We start from the raw sequence: 9,738 nt of genomic DNA, 5'->3' as shown, positions 1-9,738 counted from the left end.
GCGTTTCCGCATCAGCGACGTTTATTAATTTACCATATACAAACTATTAACGTCAATACTTTTTAATAAAAAGTTCTTTTTCTTACATAACGAATACATTCCTCTGCGTTAGCAACTCTCCGAAACAAACAAAAAATGATTTTATATCTTTCTTCCATCGCCTTTTTTACAACTTCATGAATACGCTCATCTTCAAAATCAAATAAAAGTTCCTCTAACTCTCTCTTTAATATGTATTCCATCTCTTTTCTCTCTTCTTTTGTCAACATCAGCCCAAGCAAATGATCACCTCAATAATTCCTTACGTAACAATAAACGTTCCGCTCATTTTCACTTATTACAATCCTATCATTCATTATATCCACTACTTACGATATTAATCCTTTGTTCTCTTTTTTATATTTCCAGCATATATGTAACTGAAAAGGATTGGACAAAGGGGCGTAATATTATGTTTTTCTTTTTTATTACGAGTAAAAGAACTTTTAAACACATTAGCTTAATAGTGATACTTTCCTTATTTACAGCATGGCTACTCTTTTTAAAAACATATTCACATGAATCTGCTTTTTCAACTGCTACAGGCCCTAAAGTAATTTACAAAGGAGATACCGCTAAAAAGCAAGTTGCATTTACGTTTGATATTAGTTGGGGAGACAAAAAAGCAATTCCAATCCTTGATACTCTTAAAGAAAGAGAAATTAAGAATGCAACCTTCTTCCTTTCTGCTGCATGGGCCGAAAGACACCCCGATATTGTAGAGCGCATCATGAAAGATGGACACGAAATCGGTAGTATGGGTTACAATTACACATCTTATACTTCTCTAGAGACGAATGAAATAAGACGAGACCTTTTACGAGCACAAGATGTTTTTACAAAACTTGGTGTAAAACAAGTCAAACTGTTACGTCCACCTAGTGGCGAATTTAACAAGGCAACCCTTAAAATTGCAGAATCACTTGGATACACCGTCGTGCATTGGAGTAATAATTCAAACGATTGGAAAAACCCAGGTGTAAACCACATCGTTTCCACCGTCTCTAATAATTTGAAAGGTGGAGATATTGTCTTATTACACGCATCCGATTCTGCCCTTCAAACAAATAGAGCTTTACCGCTGCTCCTGCAAAAATTAAAAAGTGATGGATATGAGCAAATATCCGTATCACAACTTATTTCCAACACAAGTACGAAAAGTGAAGATGTGAAATAGCTTCGTCCCTACTACTCTTCACGTATAAAAAGCTCTACTACCTTTCAAGAAGGTGGTAGAGCTTTTTTAATCACACCATTTCCAGTAATATAACTGCCGGTGTATAAAACCTCTCTCTATTAAGCAGGTTTACTCGTTTTTCCGATTAAACGATGTAATACAAGTAATTGATATGCATTACATAACAATAGCGGTATAACCATTAAATATAACCAATCTGTATCATTAATCCGAAGCGCCGGTACCCATTCAAGAATTGTTACAACAACCATAAAGAACAGAGCTGGCACAAATGCTTTTTTATTTGTTTCTTTACTTTTTACATAAGCAACAATTGCTCCAAACACAAATAAAATTCCAGCAACAAGTATGTTATTCCCCAATGAGACTTCCCCATTTGCAATAAGTACAGACCTTAAATACACAAAATCAAATAATACGAATGCAATAAAGAAGAGCTGGACTGCATTCCATAAAGACGATGAGCGAAACATCCCTAGTCCAAAACGATGGATTGTTAAATATGCAAAGAATCCCATTTGACTTATAACGCTAAAAATAAATCCTACACCCATCAACCAGAAAGATACCGCTAAAATCTCCTTAACGTCGAAATTTTGAAAAAATTCATTGTACCTGTCCCACTCCAAAACAAAACCAATAATAACTGTGCTAATCCCACCAAGAAACAACGTCGTTAAAAATAGTCGTACCCACTTGCGGCTATTCACAACACATCCCCCATTATCCTTATATTTCTAATTAAATTGTATCAATGACAATTTCAAAAAGCTAGCCATGTTCATGTATAAATTCCTTAAAGATATTTATATTAAAAAGAGAGAACTGTGCTGAAAGGAGTTCCAACTTATGAAACGGATACTATTCATTTTCGTTTCTTCTTTTCTACTTATCGCACTTGTAGCATGCGCACAAGGAAAAGAAACGAAATCCGAACTAGATTACGATCAAACAAAGAAAATGATTGTTGATATTTTAAAAACAGATCAAGGTAAGAAAGCTATTCAAGATGTATTAACTGATGAAAAAATGAAACAAGCACTCATACTAGATGAAACAGTAGTAAAGAAAACGATTGAAGATGCAATGGTATCCGATAAAGGGCAACAATTCTGGGAAAAGCTCTTTAAAGATCCTGAGTTCTCATCGAAGTTCGCTAAAAGTATGGGGAAAGAACAAACCCAATTAATGAAAACCTTATTAAAAGACCCTGAATACCAAGCAGGCGTTATAGAAATCATGAAAAATCCTGAAGTAGAAAAAATGATGTTACAAACAATGAAGAGTAAAGAATACCGTCAATATCTACAACAAGTACTAACAGAAACTGCTGAAAGTCCACTCTTCCAATCCAAGATGATTGATATCATTAGTAAAGGTGTACAAAAGGCTGAAAAAGGTGGATCTGATAAGAAAGAAGCAGGCGGTGACGGTGGTTCTCAAGGCGAGAAGAAGGAAGAACAGTGAAAATAATAACTATAATAACGAGTGGACAATGTATAAATTGTCCACTCGTTATTACTTTATCTTGCTATTAACAGACAAAATGGCCCTCTAGTTAAGCGAAAAGTTTACTAGTAACAAAACCCTCATTGTTGCCAGTAACAGATGAACTCCACTGATTAAAGTTTCACTTTATTTTTGTGTAACAGCTGTTTTATCAATTACCACTTCGGCTATTTTACTATAAATAATGCCGGTTGTATGTGTATCTTCATATACTGAAGGAGCAAAGTCTTCTTTATTCCAATCAGGTTGTTGCAGCGGAATACGACCAAGAACATTTGTTTGTAGTTCGGTAGCCAACTTATCTCCCCCGCCTCTTCCAAATACATATTCTTTCTCACCAGTTACCTTACTTTCAAAATATGCCATGTTCTCAACAACACCGAGAATACTATGTTCAGTGCGTAATGCCATCGCTCCAGCACGCGCTGCTACAAACGCAGCTGTTGGATGAGGCGTCGTTACAATAATCTCTTTGCAAGATGGCAACATTGAGTGCACATCTAACGCAACATCACCTGTTCCTGGTGGTAAATCTAGTACTAAATAATCTAAATCGCCCCATTCCACTTCTGTGAAGAAGTGGTTTAACATTTTCCCAAGCATAGGTCCTCTCCAAATAACTGGTGCATTATCCTCTACAAAGAAGCCCATTGAGATTACCTTTACACCTAAACGTTCCACCGGAATTATCTTGTCACCTCTTACGATGGGACGTTTTTCTATCCCCATCATGTCTGGCACACTAAAACCGTAAATGTCCGCATCAATAATACCAACTTTTTTTCCTAAACGAGCTAAAGCAACTGCAAGGTTAACGGAAACGGTTGATTTTCCCACGCCACCTTTTCCACTCGCTACTGCTAAGAATGTCGTTTTTGAATTTGGTGACAATAAAGATTCACTTTGCTCTGCTTCTTGTTCTGGTGCAAACTGAGCTAATTCCTCTTCTGTAAATTCTGCAAAACGAAGTCCAACTGTTGCTGCTCCAAGTTCTTTTACTAACTTTACAATTCCAGACTGCAACTGCATTTGTTCCGCTGTACCAGTTTTTACGATTGCAATTTTGACACTCACATGTTCCTTCTCAGGCTTGACTGTTACCTCTTTAATTGCACTTGTTTCTTTTAATGTTTTATGTAAAAACGGATCTACAATCCCTTCTAACGCTTCAACCACTTGTTCTTTCGTTACCATAATTAACCCAGCCCCCTGTATGAAAAATAACGTAATGTTAATTGAATTCATCTTTGTTTATTCTTCAAATTAATGCGTTTACATTTCCAGTATAACATATTTTCCGAAAACTTCGTTAACGAGAGAAACTCAAAAAAATCCTCCTTATTCTGGAGGATTTCCTTTTTCCGTGAAATAACGCAATATACCACGGTATATTGCAGCTGCTACCTTCTGTTGATATTTCTCCGAATTTAACATATACCTTTCGTTCACATTCGATAAAAAGCCGGCTTCAATTAAAGCACCTGGTGTTTTCGCATACTTCAATAAGTATACGTGAGAGATTGTTTTAGCAGAACGATTCGTATTTTCTAAACTCGTTCTCAATTCAGCCTGTATAAATTTAGCAGCACGTTCATTTTCAATTGAAGAGCGATAGTAGAATGTTTGTGCGCCTTTCGATCCACTACTAGTTAAAGCATTTAAATGAATGCTTGCAAAAAAGTCTATATCTGGTTTATTGATGATTTCTACACGTTTTTTTAAATCCTCCGCTTTACGTCTACTATATGACTTTGTATCTTTGTTAGCTAAATCATAATCTCCCTCACGCGTTAAAATAACTAGTGCACCTTGTTCTTGTAAATAGTCTTGTACCTTTTTTGTAATTTCAAGCGTAATATCCTTTTCTATAATATCCTTTCCACCAACAGCCCCTCCATCTGGTCCACCATGCCCAGCATCTAATACGATTACTTTCCCTGATAAGGGTAAATTCCAAGCTCGCCACGATTTTGTGATTTGAAATTCTTGTTTGACTAAAAAAAACAAAACAACCGCAGCGAGTGCAAAAGAGATAATTCGAATTCTCTTCATACCTTTCCTCCTCCAGCTAGTCCCTCTAATTACTTATATGGGACAAGAGGAAAGTTTATGCTTGTCTTAATGAAGCTTTAATCGATATCTTCTTTCACCTTTTTCATACCCTTCTTGCCACCACAATCCTATAAACTGCTGACAAGATTCAAAAAGTAATTCCTCATCTTTCAACTTTATTTCTCGCATAGTCATACTCGTTAAAAATTGAAATAGCGTTTCAGTTAATTGTTGTTCTTCTTCTAAAGCTCTATATTTCACATCAAAAAACGATTCACCATAATAACCAAATTTACTATATCTCGCTCCTAATAAATAAGATTCTATCCCTAATTCAATACAGTAATCTTCATACTGACGATGAAGCTCTTGCATTTGAAAGGCATCACGAATATTTGAGCGCAATGTTTTTAATGATAATTCTCGCAGCATCTTCCGCTCGTATTTTAACTGCTTTTCTTTTTGTTTTTCTTGTAAGCTGACAATGACATTCATAGTACTTATAAACCTCCCTAATACGTATTAGTCTAAACTTCTAAAGAAGAAGCATACGCGAGGCCGTAGCACTAAAATATTCCAAGCTAAAAAAATTGTAAAAGAGGAATGAAACACAAAAAAACCCCAACCAAAATGGTTGGGGTTTGTAGTTCGCAAAAATTAACGTTTTGAGAACTGAGGTGCACGACGTGCGCCTTTAAGACCGTATTTTTTACGCTCTTTCATACGTGCGTCACGAGTTAATAGACCTGCACGTTTTAGTGTTAGACGGTATTCTGGATCAGCTTTTAATAAAGCGCGAGAAATACCGTGACGAATAGCACCAGCTTGACCAGTGTATCCACCACCATTTACGTTTACAAGTACATCGTAGTTACCTAAAGTTTCTGTTGCAACTAGAGGTTGTTTCACTACTTCACGTAATGCAGCAAATGGGATATAGTTTTCAAAATCACGACCGTTAATGATAACGCGTCCTTCGCCTGGAACTAGGCGTACGCGCGCTACTGAACTCTTACGACGTCCAGTGCCATAGTATTGAACCTGTGCCAAAGTAAGCCCTCCTTTAATTAATTATCCGCGAAGTTCGTAAACTTCTGGTTTTTGTGCTTGGTGTGGATGCTCTGCTCCAGCATACACGTTAAGTTTCTTAGAAACTTGACGGCCTAAGCGTCCTTTTGGAAGCATGCCTTTAATTGCAAGCTCTAACATTTGTACAGGGTAGTTTGTACGCATTTCAAGAGCTGTTCTTTGCTTAAGTCCACCTGGGTGGTTAGTGTGACGGTAGTAAATTTTATCGTTTAATTTATTACCTGTTAAATGAATTTTCTCAGCGTTAATAATAATTACATGATCACCCGTGTCAACGTGTGGTGTAAATGTAGGTTTGTTTTTACCACGTAAAATGGATGCTACTTCAGTAGATAGGCGACCTAAAGTTTGACCTTCAGCATCAACCACATACCATTTACGCTCAACTTCGTTAGCTTTTGCCATAAAAGTCGTACGCATGTGTTTCCCTCCTCGTTATCTTTTCCATAGAAAAAATCTATTGTTTATCTTAAACACGATTTCCTTCCGGGGCTAATCGTGGTTTTAGAAACAATACCATATGTTATGATATACTTTTGAGTTTCTAATGTCAAGCAAATGTTACACCAGGATTAGTTGTTATAGTTTACCTCCCATAGGTAAAGCCCATGACCTGGAGCCATCTTTCCAGCAAACTGACGATTTTGTTTCGCTAAAATCTCTGGAATGCTATCAGGATCAAGCTTTCCTTGCCCTACGTTAAGTAACGTACCAACAATAATTCTGACCATATTATATAAAAATCCATTACCTACAAAACGAAAAATTAATTCATCATCTTGCTCAATTAACTCGATTTCATAAATTGTTCGCACTTTATCTTTTTTGTCAGTTTTTGCCGAGCAAAAAGAAGTGAAATCATGCGTTCCAATAAAATAAGGAATTGCTTTTCTTATAGAATTGATTTCGAGCGGATATGGATATTGATATACGTAATTTCTACGGAATACATCCGCAGTCTTTGATAATAATACACGATAACGATATTCTTTTTTCTCAACACCGTAACGTGCATGAAATTCTTCTGTTTTTTTCTCTACTCGCCTAATAACAATATCATCTGGCAACATTGTATTTAAAGCGTTATTCCATTGCCACTCCTCAAGAGACAAAGGAGTATCAAAGTGTATTACTTGCCCTTTTGCATGAACCGTAGAATCTGTTCTACCAGACGCCTGAACACGAACAAGTTCTCCCTTATGCAATTTCTGTAATGCTTTTTCTATCTCCTGTTGAACAGTACGATGCTTCGGCTGAATTTGATAACCACAAAAATGCATACCATCATATGCAACCGTACATTTTATTCTATCCATTTCTCTATTCTCCATTACGATCGCACCCATGCCAAAATACAAGCTAAACAAAATAAGCTTACAATCGTTACTGTATCGCTTGTTTTCCAGCGTAGTTGCCTAAATTTAGTACGTCCTTCACCACTTTGATATCCACGAGCTTCCATCGCAATAGCTAAGTCCTCTGCACGCTTAAAAGCACTGATAAACAGAGGAACGAGCAGTGAGATAATAGCTTTCATTCTATCTTTTATCGGTCCACCAGCGAAATCAATACCACGTGATGCTTGTGCTTTCATTATTTTACTCGTTTCATCCATTAATGTCGGGATAAAACGAAGAGAAATTGACATCATTAATGCGATTTCATGAACAGGAACCTTTATACGCTTCAATGGCTTTAATAACGTCTCCAAACCATCTGTAATTTCAATAGGTGTCGTCGTTAACGTTAATAATGTCGTCATTAAAATAATAACGAAGAACCGTACAGAAATGTATATCCCTTGCTCTAATCCTTTTTCATGTATCGAAAACCAACCAAGCTGGAGTAGTACATCCCCCTCTTTATTTGTAAAAATATGCAGGAAAAATGTAAAAAGAAAAATCCATAAAATTGGTTTTAAGCCCGAAAGTACATAACGAATCGGCACTTTTGCAAAAAATAAAGCAATGAGTGCATATAAAAATAAAAATCCATATGAAATCGCATTATTTGCTAAGAAAACAACAAATACATATAAAAAGACAATCAGCAGCTTCGTACGTGGATCAAGTTGATGAATAAGTGAATTCCCCGGGATATATCTCCCAATAATCAACTGCTGCATGATTCATGACCACCTTTTCGTAACACCTGCACAACTTCATGAGTAAGATCCTCTAAAGATAAGGTAGCCTTTGGAATTGAAATACCAAACTTCTCTTCAATTGCACGTTTATACTTTAATGACATAGGAAGATCCACACCAATTTTCTCTAGTTCATCAGCATGTGAAAATACTTCCTCTGCACTTCCTTGCAAAAAGACCGTTCCTTTATGCATAACTACAATTTGTTCCGCATACTGAGCAGCATCTTCCATATTATGCGTTACAAGGATAACTGTAAGCCCTTTCTCCTTATGCAACTTATAAAACATCTGCATAAGTTCGTTCTGCCCTTTTGGATCTAGACCTGCTGTAGGTTCATCTAATACAAGCACTTCAGGTTCCATTGCCAGTACACCCGCTATAGCAACACGTCTCATTTGTCCACCACTTAATTCGAACGGAGAACGTGTTAACAGTTCCGGTTCTAGCCCTACAAGTTCTATTGCCTCTCTAGCCTTTTGCTTCGCTTCGTCTCCAGATACCCCGAAATTAGTAGGTCCGAAGCAAATATCTTTCTCCACAGTTTCTTCAAACAACTGATGTTCCGGGAATTGAAAGACAACCCCTACTTTTTTACGTAGTGGCTTTAGCTTTTTTTCTTTCTTTCCTGCCGAAATCAAATGTTCACCAATTTGAACTGTACCATTTGTCGGCTGCAATAAACCATTTAAATGTTGAATCATCGTCGACTTACCTGAACCAGTATGACCGATAATGGCATAATAGCCCCCACTTGGAAACGACACGTCTACATCATAAAGTGCGCGTCTTTCAAATGGAGTTTTATATTGATAACGATGTTCTACTTTTTGGAATGTAATCTCCAAAGTTCGTTCACCAAGCTTTCCATTGTAAGATGCGTATTTTGCAAAAGAATTTCATTTCTTTTTAATAATTCTGCTATTTTCACCGAAAACGGTACATCTAAGCCAATTTCTTGGAGCATATGAGAGGACTTGAAAATTTTCTCTGGAATCCCTTCCTCTAATATTTCTCCCTTATTTAAAATAATGACACGATCTGACTGCGCCGCTTCTTCTAAATCGTGCGTAATTGATAACACGGTAATACCTTTTTGATTAACAAGTTGTCTAACCGTTTCTACTACTTCACGTCTTCCTTGAGGATCTAACATTGACGTTGCTTCATCTAATATTAAAATAGATGGCTGAAGTGCTAAAACGCCTGCTATTGCCACTCGCTGTTTTTGCCCACCAGATAAGGAATGAGGCTCATCATTAAGAAAATCTTCCATACGGACAAGTCGTAAGGCCTGTTCTAATCTTTCAATCATTTGTTCTCTTGGCATTCCGATATTCTCTAAACCAAATACAACATCATCTTGCACTGTTGTTCCAACAAATTGATTATCTGGATTTTGAAATACCATTCCAATTTGTTTTCGAACATCCCATACCGTTTCCTCTGATAAAACCATTGAATCATTTACTGTAATAGTCCCTGCTTCCGGCAAAAACAAACCATTCAATAATTTTGCAAGTGTAGACTTTCCTGAACCGTTTTGTCCAATAATAGATACCCATTCTCCCTCATATAAGGAAAATGAAACATCTTTTAATGCATACGTGGCTGCCCCAGGATATTGAAATGATATATTTCCTATCCGAAGTTTCTCTTTTTTCAATAGAAGGCACCCTTTCCTTCGCCAAGCTCGCCTATTTTT

At 36.7% G+C, this 9,738-nt stretch carries 13 protein-coding genes; 2 read left to right on the top strand and 11 right to left on the bottom strand.

The features are described from left to right. Positions 1-62: 62 nt before the first annotated feature. Positions 63-281: a hypothetical protein gene (locus CN409_RS23250; protein ID WP_000901145.1), complete on the bottom strand. Its 219-nt coding sequence runs from the start codon at positions 279-281 to the stop codon at positions 63-65. Positions 282-451: 170 nt separating this feature from the next. Here CN409_RS23250 and pdaB point away from each other — a divergent pair, with 170 nt between their 5' ends. Continuing rightward, entirely contained in the window at positions 452-1,216 is a 765-nt protein-coding gene (gene pdaB, locus CN409_RS23245) for a polysaccharide deacetylase family sporulation protein PdaB (protein ID WP_000464716.1), read from the top strand. A 119-nt stretch (positions 1,217-1,335) separates the two neighbouring features. On the opposite strand, the gene kbaA is transcribed toward pdaB, so the two are convergent. Further along, a complete protein-coding gene (gene kbaA / locus CN409_RS23240) occupies positions 1,336-1,947 on the bottom strand; it encodes a KinB signaling pathway activation protein KbaA (protein WP_001088533.1) in 612 nt (203 codons plus the stop codon). A gap of 139 nt (positions 1,948-2,086) precedes the next feature. Here kbaA and gerD point away from each other — a divergent pair, with 139 nt between their 5' ends. Next, a complete protein-coding gene (gerD, locus tag CN409_RS23235) occupies positions 2,087-2,704 on the top strand; it encodes a spore germination lipoprotein GerD (protein ID WP_000821601.1) in 618 nt (205 codons plus the stop codon). A gap of 168 nt (positions 2,705-2,872) precedes the next feature. Here the strand turns inward: gerD and CN409_RS23230 are convergent, their stop codons facing one another. The 9 genes from CN409_RS23230 to CN409_RS23190 form a co-directional block, all read right to left on the bottom strand. Next, a complete protein-coding gene (locus tag CN409_RS23230; RefSeq protein WP_000256626.1) occupies positions 2,873-3,940 on the bottom strand; it encodes an Mrp/NBP35 family ATP-binding protein in 1,068 nt (355 codons plus the stop codon). A gap of 144 nt (positions 3,941-4,084) precedes the next feature. Next, positions 4,085-4,798, bottom strand: coding sequence for an N-acetylmuramoyl-L-alanine amidase CwlD (cwlD, locus tag CN409_RS23225; protein WP_000822437.1), 714 nt, complete (start codon positions 4,796-4,798; stop codon positions 4,085-4,087). A gap of 66 nt (positions 4,799-4,864) precedes the next feature. Continuing rightward, on the bottom strand, positions 4,865-5,293 hold the full coding sequence (locus tag CN409_RS23220) for a DUF2521 family protein (RefSeq protein ID WP_001101005.1): 429 nt from the start codon (positions 5,291-5,293) through the stop codon (positions 4,865-4,867). A 162-nt stretch (positions 5,294-5,455) separates the two neighbouring features. Continuing rightward, positions 5,456-5,848: a 30S ribosomal protein S9 gene (gene rpsI, locus CN409_RS23215; protein WP_000079986.1), complete on the bottom strand. Its 393-nt coding sequence runs from the start codon at positions 5,846-5,848 to the stop codon at positions 5,456-5,458. A 21-nt stretch (positions 5,849-5,869) separates the two neighbouring features. Continuing rightward, on the bottom strand, positions 5,870-6,307 hold the full coding sequence (gene rplM, locus CN409_RS23210; protein WP_001260795.1) for a 50S ribosomal protein L13: 438 nt from the start codon (positions 6,305-6,307) through the stop codon (positions 5,870-5,872). A 152-nt stretch (positions 6,308-6,459) separates the two neighbouring features. Continuing rightward, on the bottom strand, positions 6,460-7,203 hold the full coding sequence (gene truA / locus CN409_RS23205) for a tRNA pseudouridine(38-40) synthase TruA (RefSeq protein ID WP_002084072.1): 744 nt from the start codon (positions 7,201-7,203) through the stop codon (positions 6,460-6,462). Between the two features lie 14 nt (positions 7,204-7,217). After that, positions 7,218-8,012, bottom strand: coding sequence for an energy-coupling factor transporter transmembrane component T family protein (locus tag CN409_RS23200; protein WP_001186530.1), 795 nt, complete (start codon positions 8,010-8,012; stop codon positions 7,218-7,220). Beyond that, positions 8,000-8,881, bottom strand: coding sequence for an energy-coupling factor ABC transporter ATP-binding protein (locus CN409_RS23195; RefSeq protein WP_000406529.1), 882 nt, complete (start codon positions 8,879-8,881; stop codon positions 8,000-8,002). The genes CN409_RS23200 and CN409_RS23195 overlap by 13 nt, the downstream gene beginning before the upstream one ends. Next, positions 8,857-9,699, bottom strand: a complete 843-nt coding sequence (locus CN409_RS23190) for an energy-coupling factor ABC transporter ATP-binding protein (protein ID WP_044783178.1) — start codon at positions 9,697-9,699, stop codon at positions 8,857-8,859. Before CN409_RS23190 ends, CN409_RS23195 begins: the two co-directional genes overlap by 25 nt. Positions 9,700-9,738: the final 39 nt, after the last annotated feature.

The organism is Bacillus sp. AFS012607, assembly GCF_002558005.1.
Taxonomy (GTDB): Bacteria; Bacillota; Bacilli; order Bacillales; family Bacillaceae_G; genus Bacillus_A; species Bacillus_A thuringiensis_S.
Note: the sequence above shows the minus strand (reverse complement) of the source record. Positions and strands in the feature narration are given on the sequence as shown.